Genomic DNA, 22949 nt, shown 5'->3' on the forward strand with positions numbered 1-22949 from the left:
CTTTATGTATTAAAGCACACTTTTTTTTATGTCACAGTTTAGAGGTTTTATAATTGATTTGAAAATAACAGGGTATACAGAGTCTTACAGGTTTTGTTTTTATTTGCTTTCAGGTAAAGCCTTCCCGTTTTTAATGACTTTTATGTAGAAGAAAAAGAAAATTATCGCGAAGAAGAGTAGTACCCAACTCCAGCCAAATTCAAAAATATCTATCAATGTGTTACAGTCGTAATCGTTGTTATAATATTTTAAATCGTCTCGACAAGTATCTTTTTGATGCATTGTAATTATACCTATAATTCCGATAATATAAAACGAAAATCCAACGATTGAAATGTTTAGGCAAATAGCGACCATCAATTTTTTTATACGCTTATAGAAAAAAATCGGTATCAATATAATGAGAGTAGCTAACGCTAGTGCGAAGCAGCTGATAGCGTAAACGGCTATACCATCTTTCCAACCCACAATGAAGAGTATTAATGCAGAAACTAGAGAAATAATGAATACCAGCACTCCAACTGTAATAGTGCTAAGCAATAACCTCTCGATACAAATCTAAATCTTGAGTATCAATCACACAATCCATAAGTTTGCGATATACAACTACGGTATCTTTATTTTTTAGAAAAGAAATAACTTCTTTTAGTCTAGCTTCTGCTTGGGTCATAAATCTATAAATTATTGATTTTTAAATGCAGAGGAGGCCAATAGATTGTGAAATCTTTAAGTAATGCGTAAGTTTACCCATTCTAAGTTAGAAACAAGTAAATATAAATAGATTTCTGTGCCATAGAAACTCTAAATTGATTTAATGGATAAAAAAGTTGCATTTTACACGTTGGGTTGCAAGCTCAACTTTTCTGAAACCTCTACAATTGCACGAGATTTTTCTTCGGAAGGTTTTGAACGTGTAGACTTTAAAGAGAAAGCAGATATTTATGTAATCAATACATGCTCTGTAACTGAAAATGCAGATAAACGTTTTAAATCGATTGTAAAACAAGCGCAGAAGGTCAATCCAGAAGCCTTTGTAGCAGCAGTGGGTTGCTATGCACAATTAAAACCACAAGAACTGGCAGATGTTGATGGTGTCGATTTAGTTCTTGGTGCAACAGAAAAATTTAAAATTACAGACTATCTTAATGACCTCTCAAAAAATGATATGGGAGAAGTGCATAGCTGTGAAATAGAAGATGCTAATTTTTATGTTGGTAGTTATTCGATTGGAGATCGTACACGTGCTTTTCTAAAAGTACAAGACGGTTGTGATTATAAATGCACATATTGTACAATCCCTTTAGCTAGAGGTGTATCTAGAAGCGATACCTTAGAGAATGTCCTTGAGAACGCGAGAGTGATTTCAGAAAGAAATATTAAGGAAATCGTACTCACAGGCGTTAATATTGGTGATTATGGTAAGGGCGAGTTTGGTAATAAAAAACATGAGCACACATTTTATGAACTGGTTAAAGCTCTAGATAAAGTTGAAGGTATAGAACGTTTAAGAATTTCATCAATAGAACCTAATTTACTTAAAAATGAAACGATAGAGTTTGTTTCAAAAAGTAAAGCGTTTGTGCCTCATTTTCATATCCCACTGCAAAGTGGAAATAATGAAATCCTAAAACTAATGCGTCGTCGCTACATGAAAGAATTGTATGTAGAACGCGTCTCAAGGATTAAAGAGGTGATGCCTCATGCTTGTATTGGTGTGGATGTCATAGTAGGTTTTCCAGGAGAAACAGACGACTTATTTTTAGAGACTTATAACTTCCTTAATGAATTAGAGATTTCATATTTGCATGTGTTTACATTTTCAGAACGCGATAATACTGTTGCGGCTTCTCTTGAAGGTGTTGTGTCTAAAAAGGTAAGAGCTAAACGCAGTAAGATGTTGAGAGGACTTTCAGTAAAAAAGAGACGTGCATTTTATGAGAGTCAAATAGGAAGCTGGAGAACAGTACTTTTTGAAAGTGAAAACAAGGAAGGTTATATTCAAGGTTTTACAGAAAATTATGTAAAAGTGAAATCACCTTGGGATCCAGAATTAGTGAATACACTTCAAACAGTTGAACTCACCAACATTGATGATGATGGTTTGGTGCGGTTTAATTTTAAAAAAACGCAGACTCTTTAAATACAGAGAATGTAACACATAATTACGCGATTGGTTTAAAAAATAATTCACCTATTTTTTTGGAGGTTATTAGAGTATAATTATGCTGATTACTATACATTTTTAATTCATTATGTTTCAAAAAGTGTCCCTCATTCTTGCAATCTGCCTGGTTGTATTAAGCTCATGTTCTAAAGAAGAAGCAGAGAACCAATCGCAAGTCATTGGTGAATGGAAATTAACAAATTACAGTATTGGAACTGCGCATGATATTAATAAGGATGGTTGGAGTCACCTTAACTTATTACATGAGATTGATTGTGATGATAGCGAAATTTTAAAGTTTGAAACTACTGGAGTTGTCTCTTCAAATGAAACATACAATCCTACGATACAAATATCTAAATCAGAAGTTGATAATACGTACGTTTTTAATATTGAATGCGCAGAAGGTATTATTAGTTTTGCTACTAGCTTCAACCAAATCACTAGTAATACATTTCAATTTAATGATAAAGAATTTACAATAATCAATAATACGTTTAACATCGTGTTAGTTGAAGACATTAAAATCTATAACGTAGATTTTTCTCAAATTATTGAAACAAGAGATTTAGTTTTAACTTATACTAAATTATAGTTAGATGACTTATAGAGTTATATAATTACAGATCTTATTTACTTCGGAAATTTTATTTCACCGTCAAAAAATAGCTTTATAACGTTTTATTTCTGCAGAGCTAAAATAAAATTTGTGCAGTTCAAATCTTCAATTAGATTTACATGAATTTTTTAAAAACCCTCTTAAAAAATAAAATGAGAAAATTATTAATTGCATCCTTAATTACCATAGTATTATTGTTTTTAACGTCATGTACTAGTGACGATGATAATTCAAGTTCTAACGACACGCTTTCTGGTACTTGGAAGTTAACAGCTTTCAATTCGTCAACAGCTTATGATCTAAATAACGATGGTAATGCCAGTGTTAATTTGTTAGATGAGTTGGATTGTTTAGAGAATGAAACTTTAGTTTTTGGATCTAACAACACCGTAGTTTCAAATAACACATCTTTTATTGATCTTGAAATTGGATTGGTTGTGGGCACAACAGATCAATTTACATTTGTAGTGGATTGTGAAGAAGATGTTTATAGTTTTTCCTTGACCTATACTAGGAACGGAAATACTATCATTTTTAATGATGACGGAGATCTACTTCAAGGCACAGTAAGTGGTAATGCGTTGTCTTTTGTGTTAGAAGAAGAAATCGATGTTGCAGACGAAAATGGTTTGTCTACTACAGAAGATATTACCATAGTTTATAATAGACAATAGACGATTTAAATAGATAAAAAAACCGAAACTTTTAAGTTTCGGTTTTTTTATGACTTATATCCTAATTCCTACAGGAAGCATTTTTTTGTATTTTCTGTGTCTCCTTATAAATTTTGCAATTTCAGGACTTGTAGGGACTACACTAATATTGCGTTCTGCAATGTTTTCAAAAACTAAAGTGAGAAACTCTTCTTCAAAAGCCTCATCAGTCACAGTATCTGGAATAATTAGCTTTGTTAAAAAGATTTTTCGGTCTTGAAGTGAGTATTCAATTTTAGCAAGTCCACCGTCTACTTTAATTTCAAACTGTCGTAAGAAGTCATTGTCTGTTAATTCAGCAGCATCAATCATAATAATTTATATTTAATTCAATGGTTGGTAGGGTAGAACTATACTTTTGTATAGTTTTGTACTGCAAATTTACGAAAAATATCATAGATATGAGTTGTCGTTAATTTATAGGCTTATGCAACAAGAAATTATACATGTGTATCTCATGCCAGGACTGGCTGCCAATCCTATCATATTTGAACATATTAAATTGCCAGAAGATCAATTTAAGATCCATTGGTTGGAGTGGATGATTCCTGATAAAAAGGAAACTCTTGAATCTTATGCAAAGCGAATGATTTTAAATATTGAGCATGATAATGTGGTGTTATTAGGTGTTTCTTTTGGTGGAATCTTAGTTCAAGAAATGAGTAAATATTTAGTTTTAAAAAAACTGTTCGTAGTCTCGAGTGTAAAATCAATGCATGAATTACCAAAGCGAATGAAAGTGATGAAATATACTAAAGCGTATAAAATATTACCAACTCAATTGGTGTCTAATATAGATGTTTTAGCAAAATACGCTTTTGGAGAAACAATTATTAAACGTATTGAATTATATAAAAAATATCTATCGGTTAGTAATAAGCAATATCTAGATTGGGCAATAGAAAATGTTATAGAATGGAATCAAGAGAAACCTAATAAAAATGCTATTTATATTCATGGAGATAAGGATGCAGTATTTCCAAATTCATGCACTGGAAATGTTATTGTGATTAAGGGAGGATCTCATATTATGGTTATAAATAAGTACAAATGGTTTAACGAAAATTTACCAAAACTAATATTACAATAACTCTTAGGCGAACACAAATTTTTATACATTTATAAAAAATAGAATTATGAAAATTATAAAAAATATTTTAGCAGCCATAGGTTTAGTATGTGTTTCTGGGTTGTTTGTTTTTGCAGTCCAGTCTGATAAAGTAGGTCAGTCTGATACAGCAGATTCAGATAACGACCTTGTTGAAACGACAAGAATGATTAACGATTATAATGTATATGCTTTGTCTGTACCAGATAATTTGAATTTTGCGGGAGAAGCTATGCCATTGCAAGATCCCGATGTTTTTGAGCGCATGGATAGAGAGCTCTTAGTGAATACGTATTGGCAATCTAACGGTCTACTGATGTTCAAGCGTGCCGAAAAATATTTTCCAATAATTGAGCCAATACTGAAGAAAAATGGCATACCAGATGATTTTAAATACTTAGCTGTAATAGAGAGTGGATTAACAAATGCCGTCTCTCCAGCTGGCGCAAGAGGTGTTTGGCAAATTATGCCTTCAACGGGTCGTGAAAATGGATTAGAAGTTAATAGTAATGTAGATGAACGCTACCATTTAGAAATGGCAACTGAGGTCGCTTGTAAATACTTATTAAAGTCAAAAGAGAATTTGGGCTCTTGGACATTGGCAGCGGCAGCATACAATGCTGGAAATACTGGTGTTTCAAATCGCTTAAGAGAACAAGACGTAAATGCTTATTACGATTTATTGTTAGGAGAAGAAACAGGACGCTATTTATTTAGAATAGTAGCACTAAAAGAGATTTTAACTCATCCAAAAAAATATGGTTTCAACTTTACTTCGAAAGATTTATATAAAACAATTCCAACATACAAAGTAGAAGTAGATACAGCAGTGACAGATTTTACAAAGTTTGCGCAACGTTACGGTATTAATTATAAAATATTAAAGATTCATAATCCTTGGTTGAGAGAACCAAAACTTAACAATTCGTCAAGAAAAAAATATGTAATCGAAATCCCTGAAAAAGGTAATTATTCTATTAAACCATAGATGTTTGATTACTTCATGAATAATACATGAGTTATCGCAATTGTTATCTATTATTAGTTAGGGCTAACTGCCATTATTACTATTCTTCTTAAAAAAGTAGATTCAACAAAAGCCTTATGTTATATAATGGGTCTTGTTTCTTTTGCTTAGTCGTAGACTATATGTTTGGTCAAAAGTATATAAAAATGTAAAAACTTGACGTCTATATTCTTAGATGACTTGTGGGATTGCGAAACGCTAAAATAGGCATGATGGAAGTAACGCTTTAAATTGTTTAAATTTAAAGAGTCATTAAGTTAAGTAGACTTTTGCTCCATTGCTTTAATTACTGTAGCGTAGTTATGACGTCAGTATTAGTTGGTTTATCATTAAAAAGCATCCATTTAATTTTTTCATGTATAGCACTAAACGCTACTTCAGATCTGTTGTAAGAGTTTGGTATAGTGAATTTTTTATCAATTTTCAAAAGTTGTTTTTCTTCGGAAATAAAGAAACAAGCCGGTGCTCCAAAAGAATGCTTAAATGGTTTGATAATATGGTTGGCATTATTATCACGTTCATCTATATAAGTTACAGTAACGTTAGAATTATAATCTTTAGAATGCGCTTTTGCTTTTGTTTTAGAATCCCAAAATAAAATAATGATATCAAGCTGCCCTTTGTACATTTTAGACATTCTATTAATTTCATTAATTTCTTCTCGTTTAATTAGTTCCCATGATGATTTGGTAATCAAAAGGAAAGGTTTGTCTAAAGACGACGTTTTTAAGGAGCCTCCTCTAACTTTATTCAGAGAGATGTCTCTTACGTAACTAAATTTTAAATGATTTTCAAAAAGGGAATCAAAAAGAGATTTAGCGTGTTCCTTATCACCATTTTGTATCGCAATTTCAGACTTAGCTTTGTAAGCACTCAAATATTTTACTATTTGAGAATCAAAGTATGTTTTTTGCTCTTGAGGAAAAGCTTGAAACATACAAACTAGCATAATTATGACTGTAGATATCTTCACGTCTAAATATTTGTAATTTATTTTCTACAAATTTAGGGATATCAGTGCTTTAGGCCTTAAATATTCGTTTAAAGACTAGATTTACTAGAGAACGGAATACTAATTGAACAATAAATCGATGAAAGTTGCTGGTTAATGCGTATTAACGTCCTCTCATATTGCGATTACCATAGTGCTGCTTTGGTCCTTGAGATTTTTTCATCCCATCTTTCATCATTTTAATCTGCTCTGTTAAAATGCCTCGTTTGTCTAGTTTTTGAGCTTCATTTAAAAGTTGTTTAGCTTCAATAGCTCTTCGTTTACTAAAAGCAATACCAGCCAGATTTAATTTCGCCATGGCAACATCATGATCCATAGAAAGACCAAGGTCTAGTGCTTTTTTGAAATATCTTTCGGCATCATTCATATTAGATTGAGAAACCATAACACCATGGAGATAATTATAATAACCTTCTTGTTTTTTAACAAGAGCTCCCGGTGGGTTTTTGATTTTATTTAACCAATTTTTAGCACCTTCAAAATCTTGTTTTCTAAGCTTTAAAAAAGCGAGTAGAATAAATTCATTCTTAAAGTATAAGAAAATGAAAATAAAAGATATTAAGATATACATAATGCCATTGCCAATATTACCTTCGGTAAACTGATAAATGGCATATGCTATAATTAATCCAGCGATGACTAGTTTGATATTTTTATTGAACATGCTTTTCTATTTTATATGTAACGTTAGATATAATTGTAGTGGGTACTTCCAAACCATCCATGTTGTGCACGATTGAATTGTCTTTAACTGTTGAGGAGGTCGTCATTGTTTTTACAAAACCAGTTTCTGGTGATGTTGTTAGATTGGATGTCATATCACCATTGAGATTCATTTCGACATCCACATCTGTATTTTTGAAGATAACACTACTTTCTTCAGTTATGTTAACGCCTTCTTTTGTTATGCTGTTTAAAGGCCATGTGTTTTTTGAAGATAATTTATCTTCAAAATTATTTTTACATGTACCTCCAATGGCTATAGTTTTATTTGGGTAAATATAAGTTATTTGCTCAAAACTCATAGCGATATTTTCGTTGCTGAACTCTCCTTTTATGGACTCTCTCATAACTTCTTTCGTAAGCTCATCTATAGCCCCAACAGCATTCACTATTTTAGAAATTAGTTCATAAGATCCTTCAGTAGATTTGATTTTACCATTTTTATACAGTGTCATTGTTAAATTGACAGATACTAATTCTGAGAAAATTTCCCCTTCAATATCGTCGTCTGTAACAGTGTCATCTGTATTTACAGACATAATTTCACCTCTAAGATTTGATGATGATGACATTTTGAAGCGATCAAACTTAAATTTCAATCCATATAAGCTATCGTCGACGTCTTCAACAACAAATGAAAAATCACCTTCTAGTAGATTTTTCATTACATGTTTTTGTCCATACATATTCTGAAAAATGTCCTGGTTAGCCACTTGCTTTACTTTAAAGTGATCACCAACTTTAAGCGTATAGGCTAACTTGTTTTGAGCGTCTATTAGATTTATTGTGACTAAAAAAAAAAATAGAATTTTTGTAAAAACCGACTTCATTTGTATCATAAATTTTCAATTCACAAAGAAACTAATTTTTTGTCAATTTGTAGCTAGGAAATAAGAGGATATAAATAATAGAAAATAATTTTAAATTTAGGTTTGGCAAAGTAAAAACTCTTTGTATATTTGCACGCAGTTTTGAGAATAGTTTAAAACTAGAAAAAAGAATTTAAGTTTTTTAAAAATATACGACAATGCCAAAAAGAACGTTTCAACCGTCAAAGAGAAAAAGAAGAAATAAGCACGGATTTAGGGAAAGAATGGCTTCTGTAAACGGAAGAAAAGTTTTAGCACGTAGAAGAGCTAAAGGAAGAAAAAAATTGTCTGTATCATCTGAAACTAGACATAAAAGATAATGATTAACAAGTGTTAATATATTAAAGGCGTTACTTAGGTGTAACGCCTTTTTTTGTATCCATATGTTATCTATTTTTGAATTTATAAAAACACAAAAATGCCAAAAAACGACAAATTAAAATCCATCCTCATCATTGGCTCAGGGCCAATCATTATTGGTCAAGCTTGTGAGTTTGATTATTCGGGAACGCAAGCGCTTCGCTCACTTCGTGAAGACGGAATTGAAACCATTTTAATCAATTCTAATCCGGCAACTATAATGACAGACCCAACCATGGCAGACCATGTTTATCTATTACCTCTAACTACAAAATCTATCATTAAGATATTAAAAGAGCATCCTCAAATTGATGCAGTTTTACCAACAATGGGTGGTCAAACGGCATTAAATCTTTGTATTGAGGCAGATGAAAAAGGAATTTGGGAAGATTTTGGGGTTGCGATTATAGGTGTAGATATTGATGCTATTAATATCACAGAAAATAGAGAGAAGTTTAGAGAGTTAATGCTAAAAATTGGGATAGGAATGGCCCCTCAAGCGACAGCTAATTCTTATCTAAAAGGAAAAGAGATCGCCCAAGAATTCGGCTTTCCATTGGTCATTAGAGCCTCTTTTACCTTAGGTGGTGATGGCGCAGCGATTGTTTACAAAGAAGAAGATTTTGATGAATTATTGACACGTGGTTTGGAAGTATCTCCAATACATGAAGTTATGATTGATAAGGCTTTAATTGGTTGGAAAGAATATGAATTAGAGTTGTTACGTGATTCTAATGATAATGTTGTTATTATTTGTACAATAGAAAATATGGATCCGATGGGAATTCATACAGGAGATTCAATAACAGTAGCTCCAGCAATGACATTGTCTGATAAAACATTTCAAAAAATGCGAGATATGGCTATTCATATGATGCGCAGTATTGGTGATTTTGCAGGAGGTTGTAATGTGCAGTTTGCTGTAAGTCCAGATGAAAAAGAAGATATTATAGCTATTGAGATTAATCCGCGTGTATCGCGTTCTTCAGCATTAGCGAGTAAAGCAACGGGTTATCCAATTGCAAAAATAGCTGCAAAATTGGCAATTGGTTATACTTTAGATGAATTGAATAATCAAATTACAGGTTCAACATCTGCATTATTTGAGCCTACTTTAGATTATGTGGTTGTTAAAATACCACGTTGGAATTTTGATAAATTCGAAGGTTCAGATAGAACTTTAGGGTTACAAATGAAATCTGTAGGTGAAGTGATGGCAATTGGACGTTCATTTCAAGAAGCACTCCATAAAGCAACTCAATCACTTGAAATAAAACGTAATGGTTTAGGAGCAGATGGTAAAGGATATAAAGATTATCAGCAAATTATAGATAAACTTACATTTGCAAGTTGGGATCGTGTATTTGCTATTTATGATGCCATTCAAATGGGAATTCCATTAAGTAGAATCCATGAAATTACTAAAATTGATATGTGGTTCTTAAAGCAATATGAAGAACTGCATCAACTGGAGAAAGAGATTTCTACATTTACAATTGATACTATTGGGCGTGATTTATTATTAGAAGCAAAACAAAAAGGATATGGTGATAGACAAATTGCTCATATGCTTAAATGCCTAGAAAGTCAAGTCTATAATAAGCGAGATGAATTAAATATCAACCGTGTTTATAAATTGGTTGATACGTGTGCTGCGGAATTTAAAGCGCAAACACCATATTATTATTCTACGTTTGAAAATGAGGTAGAAACTTCTGACGGTAAAAAGTTTTCGGCAAATGAAAGTGTTGTTTCAGACAAAAAGAAAATTATTGTTTTGGGATCTGGACCAAATCGAATAGGACAAGGAATTGAATTTGATTATTGTTGTGTTCATGGTGTTTTAGCAGCTGCAGAGTGTGGCTACGAAACTATTATGATTAACTGTAATCCTGAAACTGTTTCTACAGATTTTGATATTGCAGATAAATTGTATTTTGAACCTGTATTCTGGGAGCATATTTATGATATTATACGTCATGAAAAGCCGGAAGGTGTCATTGTTCAACTAGGAGGTCAAACTGCTTTGAAATTAGCTGAAAAATTAGATCGTTACGGAATAAAAATTATAGGGACTACATACCAATCCTTAAATTTAGCAGAAGATAGAGGCTTGTTTTCCAATCTTTTAAAAGAAAATAATATTCCTTATCCTGAATTTGATATTGCTACAACAGCAGACGAAGCTGCAGGAATTGCAGATGTATTAGATTTTCCAATTTTGGTAAGACCATCTTATGTTCTTGGAGGTCAAGGGATGAAAATTGTTATTAATAGGCAAGAACTTGAAGAGCATGTTGTAGACTTATTGAGAAGGATGCCAGGAAATAAACTGCTTTTAGATCATTATCTTGATGGTGCCATTGAAGCCGAAGCAGATGCTATTTGCGACGGAGAAAATGTTTATATTATTGGTATTATGGAGCATATTGAACCTTGTGGAATACATTCAGGCGATAGTAATGCAACACTACCTCCTTTTAATTTAGGCGAGTTTGTAATGCAACAAATTAAAGACCACACTAAGAAAATTGCTTTAGCATTGAATACTGTTGGATTAATTAACATTCAGTTTGCCGTAAAAGATGACATGGTTTATATCATTGAAGCTAATCCAAGAGCATCACGAACAGTGCCTTTTATAGCCAAAGCTTATGGAGAACCGTATGTGAATTATGCCACGAAAGTCATGTTAGGCGAAAAGAAAGTAACCGACTTCGATTTTAAACCACATCTAGAGGGTTATGCAATCAAGCAGCCAGTATTTTCGTTTAATAAATTCCCAAATGTCAACAAGCAGCTAGGTCCAGAAATGAAAAGTACAGGAGAAAGCATCCTATTTATTGATAATTTAAAAGATGATGAATTTTATAATTTATACTCTAGACGTAAAATGTATTTGAGTAAATAACCTATTTATTCGATAAACGACTCGTCAATAAACTTTTTTATTTACTAATTTAGCCAAACAATATAAGTCGTCTATTATTATGAAAAGAATTTTACTGTTATCGATATGCTTGTTAACCTTTACGTTTGGGTTTTCTCAAACTGAAACAATAACAATCCCATGGGATTTTTTCTCTGTACCACCATCTGATCCGAATTTCCCTAGTGGAGCAATGTTTGATACAAATATTGTTATAGAAGTGGGTGATACTGTTGTTTGGGATTGGTTGAGTGGAGGCCACAATGTTAAGAGTGACGGTGAATCGGTTGAAAGTTTTGGAACACCAGGCGGAGATTTTGATACTTTTCCTACTGGATATACTTACGCTTATACGTTTACGATACTTGGAACTAGTAATTTTATATGTGCTCCACATGAGACTCTTATGTATGGTAGTGTTTCAGTAGTTCCAGAAGGAACACTGAGTGTTTCTAGTTCTAATATTTCTAGTTTTTCAATATCTCCTAATCCTGCTAGAAACAGCTTTACTCTAGATTTAGGAGCATTAAATAATAACGTACTTGTTGAGATTTATGACGTTTTAGGTAAAAAAGTATTAAATAGAAAGATTAATGCGACAACATCTACTTTTAATATTTCTAGTTGGAATAGTGGTTTATACATTATTAAAATCTCTTCAGAAAAGACAGTTTTAATGAAGCGTTTTGTAAAGCAATAGGGTATTAAGATATTATATTTTATAAAGAGAGTCACCAACAAATGTTTGTGGCTTTTTTATTTATCTGTATTTAGCGAAAATGACTTCTAAAGAACTGAATAGTACCATTAATTTTTAATGCTAATTTTAGTAAGACTGAAAATATAGATAATTTGGAATCATTTTTGCTATACTTTTATAAAATCATAATAGATTTCAATAGAAAATAAGAGACTATGAAAACAATATTACTTTGTTTAACATGCTTATTAATATCTGCTAAGGCACTATCACAAGTTTCTGCTAATCGGGTGGATGATTTTGAAGATGGTACAACTCAAGATTGGGTTATAGGAAACTCGAGTGGGGCGGTTTTTCCACCTGCAAATATTGCTACAGATGGACCAGGTGGTGTAGATGATAATTACCTAACATATACTTCAACTCCTCCAGAAATTGGCGGGGCAGGTAGTAAAATGATTATATTTAATGCTGCACCACAATGGTCTTCAAACTTTACGAGTGAAGGTATCGTTGCTATTAAATTTGATGTGAGAGTGTTAACAAATGATTTAAATTTAAGAGTCGCATTTCAAGGGCCCAATGGGAAACGTATTTGCACAACTAATGCTGTTAATATTGTAGCAAATTCTGGATGGCAATCTGTAACGATGCCAATTTCTGCATCAGATTTTACTTCAATTAGTGGGTCTAGTGCTGTATCTATAAGTGATGCTTTATCTGCTGTGAATACCATGAGAATCTTGAGTAGCAATGCACCTACATGGACTAATGTTGATACGGTTATATCAACAATAAATTTAGATAACATTACAGCATCTACAACATTAAGTACACTAGTGATTGAAACTCAAAACAAATTTGAAATTTCTCCAAATCCAGCAACATCAAAATTAAATATTAATTTATCTCAAAATTTAGATAATGCAATCATTGTGGTATATGATGTTTTAGGCAAAAAAGTATACTCAAAAAAAATGCATAATTTATCATCATCAATTGATGTCTCAAGATGGAATTCTGGTGTATATCTTGTTAGAATAGCTACAAATAATAAAACTCTTACAAAGCGTTTTGTAAAGCAATAAGAATAAAATAAAACCATTTTTAAAAACCATTAATTGCATATTGGGTTTTTTTTATTTGTGTTAATTATTGCAATGCAATTAAAAAAATCACTAAATTGTATGGGTCTTAGCCTTATTAACCAAGATATTATGAAAAAAAAATACACTTTTTATAGCCTTATAATTATTTTTTGTTTTTGGTTTTCTATCCAAAATGCTAATGCTCAATTAAGAATTACCGAAGTAGATCCTTCTACAGAACGTTTGAAAATTAAAAATTTTGGTTCTACAACTATTGATATTTCAAGTTATAGACTTTGTTCAAAATTTAATTACGGTACATTGAGTAATATGACACTAATTAACGGGTTTCTTAATTTGATGCCAAATGCAGAAGTTGAGGTAACCGTTGCTCTTTCTGGTGCAGGTGCTGTGGATGACGCCGCAGATATGGGTTTGTATCTACCAACAGGTAACTTTGGAACTCCTGCAAGTATGATAGATTTTACACAATGGGGAAGTGGTGGAAATGGACGTGAAAGTGTAGCGGCTTCTAAAGGGATTTGGACAGCTGGAACTTTCGTAAACGTCAATGCTCCTTATGAGTTTATTGGAGGTGCAAATGATAGAGGTATTGCATTTTGGGATACCTTATTAGGTACTGAGAGTTTTGATGATATTACCAAATTCAATATTTCACCTAATCCAGCATCATTGAATCTTAATGTTAATATTCCTAGCAGTATAGAGGACGCAACACTTCGAGTGTTTGATTTGTTAGGCAAAAAAGTATTAGAGCAAGAGGTAGGTGGTATCCAAACTGTATCTGTTGACGTTAGTAAATGGAATACAGGAGTTTATATTGTTCGTGTATCTAGCGATGACGTGACGCAAACTAAACGTTTTATTAAGCAATAAGAAAAACAATCAAATACATACACATAAGCCATCTTTATAAAAGGTGGCTTTTTACTTTTTTAGAAGATCAAATTGAAAAGACACTTTTATATCTTCGGAAATTTTCTTACTCACAATCTTTGGGATCTCAATATCAAAGTCAGAGGCTTTTGCAGAAAACGTTCCGTTTATTTTTATCATGCTTTTTTCAGTTGCAATAGAAATATAAATATTTTCGAAGGTTTCTGTTTTTCCATGAAATGTAAGTTGTCCATTAATAACATATGAAGACTTCATGTTTTTTAAATCGAAGTTTTCTATTTTACCTTTAAAGGTTGCCTTCGGAAATTTATCAGACTCCGCATAGTTCTCATTAAAATGCTCCTCCATTAGTGCATTTTTAAAACGAAAACCTTTAACTAATGCTAAAGTAGCAATCTCACCATTTTCAGTATTAAAAATAGCGGTTACTGAGTTGTTCTTAGCAGCAACTTCTTCAAAAGAAGGAACTGAAGCTTCAAAATTAATAGTTCCAGTTTTGGTAATATATTTGTTTTGAGCAAACGTACTCATACAAGCTAAAACAAGTAAAAATAATAGATTCTTCATAGTTATAAGTGTTTTGAATTAGTCTTCTAATAAACCATCAGTTTCCCATTGTGTGATGATGTCAATTGTGTTTTGTGGAAGTCTTGGTCCTCCAAAAGGCATTAAAAAAGATAAGTCATTTGATGAAATACGAGATATTAATCCATTGTTTTCAATAGCATTTTTGACATTTTCAAAAGTAACAAGAGATATTGGAGCTCCGTTTATTGGAGGATTACTGTGACAAGAAATACAGTTACTGTCTATAATAGATTTTACATCGTCTAGATAAGTAACTGTTGTTGGGATTGGTGTTGAGTCAATTAAATCTTCTTCACTTACATTACTGCAATTAAATGCTAGAATTATAAATATGAGATAAGGTATATGTTTAGTTTTCATAATCTTTATATTTAAAATACACGACTTAAGTTAAATCCAAAATAAATATTGCCATCACTCCAGTCACCTGTGGCTTGGCCTAAAAAGCCATTAGTATTCATAGCTTGTGCATTTGAGAAATGCATTTGAAAAACGTGACCACCAGTCTCTAAATCTATACCAATAGATAAGGGGTTTTTAAATGGAGAATTTTTAGCTCTATTTAGGTGCCAACCATAATCTGCATTTATTGATAAACGTTTTGTTAGCTTATGTCTTGCGCCTAATCCAAGTGCAAATTGAGAATTATCTTGGTTGTTTTGTTGCACATAATTATCATGAAAATAAGTTGGTGCTAACTCATAAGAAAAGTTTGTATTGACTTTACGGGATATTAGAAGTTGCGTTGTGTAACCTAATCTATCTTTAAACTCAATTTTTGGTAAATTATCTTTTTCAAGAGCTGTATTAATCAATATAGAATTAAACCCAACAATAGTAAAAGGAAACCCATTATTTTGTTGTCTAAACAATCGATACTTAAAAGACGTTTGATAGATCTTTTGAAAAGAACTACGAGAAAGTCCAATATTAAAGCCATCAGAAATACCATAAACAAAATTCAATCTTGTAACGGCATCATCAAGGCCAAAGAAACTATCAAGTCCGTTTTCAATACTTCCAAATCTATGTGACACAATCAACGTGAGTTCTTGTTTTGCAACAAGCTTTGTAGATTCAAAATTAACAATCTTTAATCCTTTAAATGCAGCTATTGAGAATTGATTATCAATTATTTCTGTGTCTATTTCGTCTAGTAAATCATCTTGTGCTATGATTAAAATTGGACATAGGAATAGTAGTATGAATATATTTTTCATAGATAATAGATTAAATATTAAATAGATTTTTTTAAAATCAAAGCCAAATACGCATTATTGAGTATTTGGCTTTAATTAACGCTTATTGCTTAATAAAGCGTTTTGTTTCTGTCTTATCACCATTTGAAATCTTGATAAGGTATAAACCGCTATTCCATGTTGTAACATCAATTTGAGATAAATTTCCGTTGTCTAATGTTTTAATTACTATTTGCTTACCAAGAGTATCAAAAACTTCGAAAGTTAAATTAGACTGGCTACCGTTTAATTCAATATTTAAAATAGAATTTGTTGGGTTCGGATATACATTGAAACTTGAAGCTGTTTCTAAATCGTTAACACTTAAAAGTGTGTCCCAGAAACCTATACCAAAGTCTGTAACAGTTCCATTAAATTCGTAAGGAGGTGCTACGTTTATAAAAGTTCCAGCTGTCCAAATTCCTTTAGAAACCGCTACACTTTCACGTCCATTTCCGCCACTTCCCCATTGTGTGAAATCCACCATATTCGCTGGAGTTCCAAAGTTTCCTGTTGGCAGATATAGACCTAAATCTGCAGCAGAATCATTTAGCCAGTTTCCTGATATAGAAACCGTTACTTCTCCTCCAGGAGCAAGATTTAATGAGCCATCTATTACTGTTGTTTGAGAATTTAATGTGCGATAGCCAAAAAGAGAACAGAATCTATATGATCCAACGTTTTCTGTTGTTGTTCCAAAATTTTTGATAGTTACAGTATCAGCTACTGGATCCACCACCAGTAATTTAAATTGTTGCGCATTTACTTCCTGACCTATGAAAGCTGTAAATAAAAATGTAAGGACTGTTTTAAAAATGTAATTTGTTTTCATAATATTTTTTTTATTAGTAATTAATTATTCAATTATTGTGCACTGGTCTAATTTAACTTGCTCTAATAAGTCATCATAACCAATGACTCGACCTTTGATTTTTATTTTAGAATCAAAAACTATAGTGTTCTTGAACGATGTATTAAATTGACAAAACACTTTGTCGTCAAGTGTGATTGTGCTACTGTCTTTTTCTGAAACCATTCCAATAACCTCTATAGTTGTATTTAGGTATTTAGTTTCAGTCTCTATTGCGTTTTCTATAAACTCTGAAGCAATTTTATTAGAAGTTATCTCATATTGAGCATTTTCATTTTCTATATCTCTATGACTTTGGTAGATATAATTATAACCTACTATACCTAGTATTATGAAAACAATAAAAATGATAATTCTGTTACGCATGTTTTTTTGTTTGGGTAATAAACTGCTTTAACTTTTATGGTCAAAGCAGTTCATTTAAAATGCAATTTAGGACAAGGACTAACAAATTAATTAATAACCCTTAATTTCTCTTTTTCATTGTACATTGTCTGTTAATTGCAAGTGTTTCTATATCGTAATCGATCTTCGGTACCTACTCTTAAATCAATTTTTGTGATGCTACTATTATTAATTTCTTGGAGGCTCCAATTGTTATTACAATAGGGCAGTCCTGGAATGTCTATTAGTACCGAAATATTATTTGCATTACCTGCAGTAATCCACGTTCCACTTGCTGATGTTGAATTCCAGAAGACAGTTACTGTGCCATCTGTAGAAAAGTTAAATTCATAACCATCATATATGCTGTCATAATTAAAATTGTCCTGCCTTGTTTTATCTACATACCAATTTTGACAATCTGTTAAGAAACTCTCTAGTAATTCTTGAGTACAATCATCGCAATCATCGTCGTCATAATCATAATCATCATCTTCATCACAAGCATTTTGTTGATTCTCTATTGTTGTTTCAAGTTCGGTAAGAGAAGTGATTTGTAAAAATGTGCCATTTGATGTTAAAACAGATATAGGAAAATTGATACTCGTTATATCATCTTCTGTAATGTCTTCAATGAAATTATATAATTCATGATCGTTAGTAAACGTTTCCGAAGACAGTAATTCATTATTGATATTGAATTTTGAAGCAGAAAACGGATATATGAAATCAATACATTCTATATCATTGTCGCTAACATTTTCACCATTACAAATATTAGCTCTCGCTGTCAATTCGCTCATATCATTGATTGTTACTTCAGAAAAATCTGAATTCACTATAGTGATAGGGAAATCAAGATTAACAGCATCAACGTCATCAAAATCTTCATCAAAAATAGATTCTACTAAATAATAATCATTGGTGTTGTTTATATTGACAGGTATTGAGTTCGCAGTGACAGCTATAGGCAGTTTTATATTAAAGCAATTGGCAAAATCTAAAATATTATCATTTGATCCATCATTAGTTGTAGTGCGTAGAATTAAATCAGCGACTACAGAGTTGATTTGGATAACTTCTTCAGTAGGTGTGTTAATAAATTCAGTCTCTTCTGATCTGCAAGAAGTCAAGATCATAACTGATGATAAAAGTAAAATTAGACTTGTTTTAATTGTTGTTTTCATGATTTTGCATTTGTATATTTCTAATGCTGTTTAATATAGAACAACCCAACTTTTAAAACTCCTGAAAAATAAATTAATATTTCTTTATCTTTAGAAACTAAAACCTGCAGCTTGTTAAAAGATCTAAACGAAAATGTATGCGAAGCCAAAGTTTTTGAGCACGTATATAATACGTATTCAAAGGATATTCATAATTTCTTATATTATAAATATGGTGAACAGTTTAACCCTAAAGATAGAGTACAAGATGCGTTTATTAAGCTTTGGGATAACTGTGAAAAAGTAACCATAAGTAAAGCAAAGTCATTTTTGTTTACTGTGGCAAGTAATATGGTGCTAAATGATATTAAGCATAATAAAGTTGTGCTTAATCATCAAAAGATTGCTCCTAAATCACATACTAACGAAACACCCGAATTTATTTTAGAGCAAGAACAGTTCTTTCAAAATTACAAAAAGGTATTAGAAAGCTTAAAAGACGAACATCGTGTTGCTTTTTTGTTGAATAAAGCGGAAGGAAAAAGTCATGCAGAAATAGCCGAATTTTTAGGTGTCACAAAAAAAGTAGTTGAATATCGTATTTATAGTGCATTTGCTATTTTGAAAAAAGAGTTACAAGGTTTTAAAATAAAATAATCAGGAGTTTTAAAAGTTGAGTTGTTATATATAAGTAGAACATTGATTTATGAATAAAGAAGAACAAATCAAAAAATGGTTAAATGATGAGTTAACGCCTGCCGAAAAAGAAATATTCGAGCAAGGTGAAGATTATGCATTAGATCAAGCGATAGTTAATGGAGGTGAGCAATTTAAGGCTTCCAATTTTTCTGCACCTGAGTCTTTCAATAATTTTAAGTCGGCTTATGAAGCCCAAAATAAGACGACGAGACAACTAGATTGGTTCAAGCCTATGCTTAGAGTTGCAAGTATCTTGGTGATTGCTTTAGGCGTTTATTTTACTATGTTTTATGACAACTTAACGCAAGTTCAAACTTTAGCCAGTCAAAAAATAACTATAGAGCTTCCAGATACATCTCAAGTGACATTAAATGCAGATTCAGAAATAAAATTTAGCAAGAAAAATTGGAGTAAAAAAAGAAGTTTAAACTTAAGTGGAGAAGCTTATTTTAAAGTAGTCAAAGGTAAAACGTTTGATGTGATTACATCACAAGGAACAGTTACTGTTGTTGGTACAGCGTTTAATGTAAAGCAACGTGATGATTATTTTGAAGTTCAATGTTTTGAGGGTATCGTTAGCGTAACATCAGACGCACACACGAAAAAACTTGTAGCCGGAGAAACTTTTAGAATCTTAAATCGTGCATTCTCTCAAGATAACACCACAATTTTAAAACCAAATTGGACATCTAATAAAAGTACATTTCAAGCACTACCTTATAAAACTGTTTTAGCCGAAATAGAACGTCAATATGATATTAAGATAATTGTAGAAGATGTAGATGCCGAACGTTTGTTTACAGGAGGATTCATGCATGATAACATTGAAAATGCCCTTATCTCGATTACACAACCTATGGATTTGACTTATGAGATTAATGCTTCAAATGACGTAGTGATTTATGGGAATAAAAAATAAAGTATATTTTTTATCTTTCTTATTTTATATCTTTTCTTTTGTAGTATCTGCACAAGAGGTTCAAGAACAGCTGCCATTAACTGATGTTCTTATATCTATAAAAACCCAATATAAAGTACAATTTAATTATGCCGAAGATAGTCTTGAAGGTATTTCTATTATTCCTCCTTCTATAAGCTTAACTTTAAATGAAGTGTTATCTTATCTTGAAATTAACACCAAATTTTCATTTAAAGATTTAGATGGTACTTTTATTTTAATAGGTATAAAAGACACAGCGTTTAATTTACAACAGCTATCTCAAGTAGTATTATCTCAATACATCGTAAAAGGAATCAATAAATTAAATAATGGATCTTTTGAAATTGATTTTAACCAATTTGATATTCTTCCAGGATTAATTGATACTGATGTTTTACAAGCTATACAAGCATTTCCTGGGATTCAAAGTATTAATGAAACGGTTTCAGATATTAACATTAGAGGTGGTACTCATGATCAAAACCTAATACTATGGGACGGAATTAAAATGTATCAATCTGGTCATTTCTTTGGTTTAATTTCTATGTTTAATCCGCAAATCACACAACATGTTAGTGTTCTAAAAAACGGAACTGATGCTACACTTACAGATGGTGTTTCTGGAACTATTTCAATGGAAACTAGCTCTAAAATTAATGAGACGTTTAAAGGAAGCTTAGGTCTTAATTTTATCGATGCCAGTGGTTTTGCCGATATTCCTTTAAGTGAAAAATCATCACTACAATTTGCAGGTCGAAAATCAATTAGTGATTTTACAGAAACACCAACGTATACAAATTTTTTTCAACGTATTTCGCAAGGTACTGAGGTTGAGACTAACGCAAATGATATCCTAAATTCTGATCAAGAATTTGATTTCTATGATACGTCTCTGCGTTGGATTTATAATATATCTCATAAGGACCAGTTGCAAGTCAATTTTTTAACGGTGAATAACGAATTACGATTCAACGAAAATTCAATGATAGATGGTCAAGAAAGATCTCGTCAAAGTAGTTTAAGTCAAAATAGTATGGCTGGTGCTTTACATTATAAAAGAGTATGGAATGATACTTGGCAAACCACTTTTGAAGCTTATGAAACCGATTATGAGTTAAAAGCCATTAATGCTAATTTATTGGATCAACAACGGTTTCAACAAGAAAATGCTGTGTCTGAAACAAGTTTAAAATTTCTAGTTAATTATAAGTTGAATGAACGTTTACAGTTTTTAAACGGTTATCATTTTGTAGAGACTCAAATTAGAAATTTAGATGATGTTGATAATCCGCGTTTTAGATCTTTGATTTCTGAAGTTTTAAGAACCCATGGACTCTTTTCACAATTAAATTATAGTTCCTTAGATAAGAGAACGAGTCTAAATTTTGGTTTGCGTTATAACTATTTAGATAAGTTTGAAAAGCATATTCTTGAGCCTAGATTATCATTTACTTATCAGTTTCTTAATAATTTCTCTTTTGAGGTCTTAGGAGAGTTCAAACATCAAAGTACATCTCAGGTTATCAATTTTCAAAATGATTTTTTAGGTATAGAAAAGCGACGTTGGCAATTGTCTAATGATGACGCTGTTCCTGTTATTCGCAGTAAACAAATATCTGTAGGAATAAGCTATAGCAAAAAAGGATGGCTCATAAGTGCAGATGCATACTATAAATATGTGAAAGGTATAACGACTCAAAGTCAAGGGTTTCAAAATCAATACGAGTTTATAAAAACAAGCGGTAATTATGAGGCGAAAGGCATAGATTTTATTCTAAGAAAACAGATTAAAGATTTTACAACGTGGTTGAGTTACTCGTATTTGAAGAGTGATTACACTTTTAATGCTTTGCCAGAACAAACCATGCCTAACAATTTTGATATCACACATGCGATCACTTTGGGAGCTAATTATAGTTTAGAAAACTTGAAACTATCTGCTGGATTGAATTGGCATTCTGGACGACCAATAACACAACCAGTTGTTGGTAATGAAATTGCTGATGATGCTATTAATTTTGAGGCAACGAATTCTAGTAAATTACAAGATTACATGCGAGTTGATATTTCCGCAGTATATGCAATCGGACTCTGGAGAACAACGAAAGCAGATTTAGGTATTTCGGTTTGGAACGTTTTAAATAAAAACAATCAAATTAATAATTTTTACAGAATTAATGATAACTCTGTAAGCGAAACGATGCAGATTTCTTTGGGAATCACACCAAATGCGGTATTAAGAATTCACTTTTAATGATCTGGTAGTTCTATTTTCACGCGGTATGTACTTAAGTCGTCGAGGTAATCAATATGTGAAAAATCGGCACTGTCAAATTCTACTTGTCTGGAACGTTTGGTGTCGATTCGTTTAATCGCTTTTAAAAAACGTTTGACTTCGCTTTTATCATTAACAATTAATCCAGGAACTTCAGTAGAATTGCCATTATCATCTTTAGCAACCATTGTAAAATATGACGAGTTGCAGTGCTTTATTACTCCAGTTCTTATGTTTTCAGATTCTACGCGAATCCCAACAACCATAGAGGTGCGACCAACGTAATTTATAGAGGCTTTCATAGTAACGAGCTCTCCAATTTCTATGGGATTTAAAAAATCAACGGTATCAACAGATGCTGTGACACAATATGTTTTTGAATGTTTAGACGCACAAGCAAACGCAATTTGATCCATGAGGTTTAAAATATAACCACCATGAATTTTACCCCCAAAATTGGAGTGTGATGGTTGCATTAATTCTGAAATGCTAATTCTTGAAGAGTCTATCGTTTTATAAGTCATGAGCTTTAATTTCTAAAATGTGGAGATGATTCTT

The 22949-nt window shown here is 31.8% G+C and carries 26 protein-coding genes; 13 read left to right on the forward strand and 13 right to left on the reverse strand.

Annotated features, from left to right (window positions below; genetic code table 11):
• Window positions 1-99: 99 nt before the first annotated feature.
• Window positions 100-540 carry a hypothetical protein gene (locus tag ACJAZK_RS01740; RefSeq protein ID WP_415222306.1) on the reverse strand — a complete coding sequence of 147 codons (441 nt, stop codon included), beginning with the start codon at window positions 538-540 and terminating at the stop codon, window positions 100-102.
• Window positions 533-670, reverse strand: a complete 138-nt coding sequence (locus tag ACJAZK_RS01745) for a hypothetical protein (RefSeq protein ID WP_415222307.1) — start codon at window positions 668-670, stop codon at window positions 533-535. Before ACJAZK_RS01745 ends, ACJAZK_RS01740 begins: the two co-directional genes overlap by 8 nt.
• 144 nt (window positions 671-814) lie before the next feature.
• Here ACJAZK_RS01745 and mtaB point away from each other — a divergent pair, with 144 nt between their 5' ends.
• The 3 genes from mtaB to ACJAZK_RS01760 all read left to right on the forward strand — a co-directional run bounded on the left by mtaB (window position 815) and on the right by ACJAZK_RS01760 (window position 3457).
• Window positions 815-2140 (forward strand): tRNA (N(6)-L-threonylcarbamoyladenosine(37)-C(2))-methylthiotransferase MtaB, encoded by a 1326-nt coding sequence (mtaB, locus tag ACJAZK_RS01750; RefSeq protein WP_415222308.1) that lies wholly within the window; start codon window positions 815-817, stop codon window positions 2138-2140.
• Between the two features lie 124 nt (window positions 2141-2264).
• Window positions 2265-2759, forward strand: a complete 495-nt coding sequence (locus ACJAZK_RS01755; RefSeq protein WP_415222309.1) for a hypothetical protein — start codon at window positions 2265-2267, stop codon at window positions 2757-2759.
• Window positions 2760-2935: 176 nt separating this feature from the next.
• Window positions 2936-3457 (forward strand): hypothetical protein, encoded by a 522-nt coding sequence (locus ACJAZK_RS01760; RefSeq protein ID WP_415222310.1) that lies wholly within the window; start codon window positions 2936-2938, stop codon window positions 3455-3457.
• Window positions 3458-3511: 54 nt separating this feature from the next.
• Here ACJAZK_RS01760 and ACJAZK_RS01765 read toward each other — a convergent pair whose 3' ends face one another.
• Window positions 3512-3808: a GNAT family N-acetyltransferase gene (locus ACJAZK_RS01765; RefSeq protein ID WP_028873390.1), complete on the reverse strand. Its 297-nt coding sequence runs from the start codon at window positions 3806-3808 to the stop codon at window positions 3512-3514.
• Window positions 3809-3923: 115 nt separating this feature from the next.
• Between ACJAZK_RS01765 and ACJAZK_RS01770 the strand changes: the two genes are divergently transcribed.
• Together ACJAZK_RS01770 and ACJAZK_RS01775 are read left to right on the forward strand one after the other, a co-directional pair.
• Window positions 3924-4586 (forward strand): alpha/beta hydrolase, encoded by a 663-nt coding sequence (locus tag ACJAZK_RS01770; protein WP_415222311.1) that lies wholly within the window; start codon window positions 3924-3926, stop codon window positions 4584-4586.
• A 46-nt stretch (window positions 4587-4632) separates the two neighbouring features.
• Window positions 4633-5592 (forward strand): lytic transglycosylase domain-containing protein, encoded by a 960-nt coding sequence (locus ACJAZK_RS01775; RefSeq protein ID WP_415222312.1) that lies wholly within the window; start codon window positions 4633-4635, stop codon window positions 5590-5592.
• 325 nt (window positions 5593-5917) lie between these two features.
• Here ACJAZK_RS01775 and ACJAZK_RS01780 read toward each other — a convergent pair whose 3' ends face one another.
• The 3 genes from ACJAZK_RS01780 to ACJAZK_RS01790 form a co-directional block, all read right to left on the reverse strand.
• Window positions 5918-6568: a hypothetical protein gene (locus ACJAZK_RS01780; protein WP_415222313.1), complete on the reverse strand. Its 651-nt coding sequence runs from the start codon at window positions 6566-6568 to the stop codon at window positions 5918-5920.
• 178 nt (window positions 6569-6746) lie between these two features.
• Window positions 6747-7307, reverse strand: a complete 561-nt coding sequence (locus ACJAZK_RS01785) for a membrane protein (RefSeq protein ID WP_028873395.1) — start codon at window positions 7305-7307, stop codon at window positions 6747-6749.
• A complete protein-coding gene (locus tag ACJAZK_RS01790) occupies window positions 7297-8205 on the reverse strand; it encodes a DUF6263 family protein (protein WP_415222314.1) in 909 nt (302 codons plus the stop codon). Before ACJAZK_RS01790 ends, ACJAZK_RS01785 begins: the two co-directional genes overlap by 11 nt.
• A gap of 188 nt (window positions 8206-8393) precedes the next feature.
• On the opposite strand from ACJAZK_RS01790, the gene rpmH reads away from it, so the two are divergent.
• The 5 genes from rpmH to ACJAZK_RS01815 all read left to right on the forward strand — a co-directional run bounded on the left by rpmH (window position 8394) and on the right by ACJAZK_RS01815 (window position 14209).
• Window positions 8394-8555: a 50S ribosomal protein L34 gene (gene rpmH, locus ACJAZK_RS01795; protein WP_028873397.1), complete on the forward strand. Its 162-nt coding sequence runs from the start codon at window positions 8394-8396 to the stop codon at window positions 8553-8555.
• A gap of 98 nt (window positions 8556-8653) precedes the next feature.
• Complete coding sequence (gene carB / locus ACJAZK_RS01800; RefSeq protein ID WP_415222315.1) at window positions 8654-11506, forward strand: carbamoyl-phosphate synthase large subunit; 2853 nt, start codon at window positions 8654-8656, stop codon at window positions 11504-11506.
• Window positions 11507-11585: 79 nt separating this feature from the next.
• Window positions 11586-12224 carry a T9SS type A sorting domain-containing protein gene (locus tag ACJAZK_RS01805; protein WP_415222316.1) on the forward strand — a complete coding sequence of 213 codons (639 nt, stop codon included), beginning with the start codon at window positions 11586-11588 and terminating at the stop codon, window positions 12222-12224.
• A 215-nt stretch (window positions 12225-12439) separates the two neighbouring features.
• A complete protein-coding gene (locus ACJAZK_RS01810; protein ID WP_415222317.1) occupies window positions 12440-13312 on the forward strand; it encodes a T9SS type A sorting domain-containing protein in 873 nt (290 codons plus the stop codon).
• Between the two features lie 129 nt (window positions 13313-13441).
• Complete coding sequence (locus ACJAZK_RS01815) at window positions 13442-14209, forward strand: T9SS type A sorting domain-containing protein (RefSeq protein ID WP_415222318.1); 768 nt, start codon at window positions 13442-13444, stop codon at window positions 14207-14209.
• 51 nt (window positions 14210-14260) lie between these two features.
• Here ACJAZK_RS01815 and ACJAZK_RS01820 read toward each other — a convergent pair whose 3' ends face one another.
• From ACJAZK_RS01820 to ACJAZK_RS01845, 6 genes are all read right to left on the reverse strand, one after another.
• Window positions 14261-14797 carry a YceI family protein gene (locus ACJAZK_RS01820; RefSeq protein ID WP_415222319.1) on the reverse strand — a complete coding sequence of 179 codons (537 nt, stop codon included), beginning with the start codon at window positions 14795-14797 and terminating at the stop codon, window positions 14261-14263.
• Window positions 14798-14815: 18 nt separating this feature from the next.
• Complete coding sequence (locus ACJAZK_RS01825) at window positions 14816-15178, reverse strand: hypothetical protein (protein WP_415222320.1); 363 nt, start codon at window positions 15176-15178, stop codon at window positions 14816-14818.
• Window positions 15179-15189: 11 nt separating this feature from the next.
• Entirely contained in the window at window positions 15190-16038 is an 849-nt protein-coding gene (locus ACJAZK_RS01830) for a DUF5777 family beta-barrel protein (RefSeq protein ID WP_415222321.1), read from the reverse strand.
• 82 nt (window positions 16039-16120) lie between these two features.
• The gene (locus ACJAZK_RS01835) at window positions 16121-16888 is read right to left on the reverse strand and encodes a T9SS type A sorting domain-containing protein (protein ID WP_415222322.1); all 768 of its coding nucleotides are present in this window, start codon (window positions 16886-16888) and stop codon (window positions 16121-16123) included.
• Between the two features lie 24 nt (window positions 16889-16912).
• On the reverse strand, window positions 16913-17293 hold the full coding sequence (locus ACJAZK_RS01840) for an OB-fold protein (protein WP_415222323.1): 381 nt from the start codon (window positions 17291-17293) through the stop codon (window positions 16913-16915).
• A 131-nt stretch (window positions 17294-17424) separates the two neighbouring features.
• Entirely contained in the window at window positions 17425-18498 is a 1074-nt protein-coding gene (locus ACJAZK_RS01845; protein ID WP_415222324.1) for a hypothetical protein, read from the reverse strand.
• A 111-nt stretch (window positions 18499-18609) separates the two neighbouring features.
• Between ACJAZK_RS01845 and ACJAZK_RS01850 the strand changes: the two genes are divergently transcribed.
• Genes ACJAZK_RS01850 through ACJAZK_RS01860 form a run of 3 tightly spaced genes read left to right on the forward strand, consistent with a single transcriptional unit; the run spans window position 18610 to window position 22370 of the window.
• The gene (locus ACJAZK_RS01850; RefSeq protein WP_415222325.1) at window positions 18610-19134 is read left to right on the forward strand and encodes an RNA polymerase sigma factor; all 525 of its coding nucleotides are present in this window, start codon (window positions 18610-18612) and stop codon (window positions 19132-19134) included.
• Between the two features lie 49 nt (window positions 19135-19183).
• On the forward strand, window positions 19184-20095 hold the full coding sequence (locus ACJAZK_RS01855; protein ID WP_415222326.1) for a FecR family protein: 912 nt from the start codon (window positions 19184-19186) through the stop codon (window positions 20093-20095).
• Window positions 20079-22370: a TonB-dependent receptor plug domain-containing protein gene (locus tag ACJAZK_RS01860; protein ID WP_415222327.1), complete on the forward strand. Its 2292-nt coding sequence runs from the start codon at window positions 20079-20081 to the stop codon at window positions 22368-22370. Before ACJAZK_RS01855 ends, ACJAZK_RS01860 begins: the two co-directional genes overlap by 17 nt.
• On the opposite strand, the gene ACJAZK_RS01865 is transcribed toward ACJAZK_RS01860, so the two are convergent.
• Complete coding sequence (locus ACJAZK_RS01865; protein ID WP_415222328.1) at window positions 22367-22915, reverse strand: acyl-CoA thioesterase; 549 nt, start codon at window positions 22913-22915, stop codon at window positions 22367-22369. The two genes, ACJAZK_RS01860 and ACJAZK_RS01865, sit on opposite strands and share 4 nt — an antisense overlap.
• Window positions 22916-22949: the final 34 nt, after the last annotated feature.

The organism is Psychroserpens sp. (assembly GCF_047633235.1).
Lineage (GTDB): Bacteria > Bacteroidota > Bacteroidia > Flavobacteriales > Flavobacteriaceae > Psychroserpens.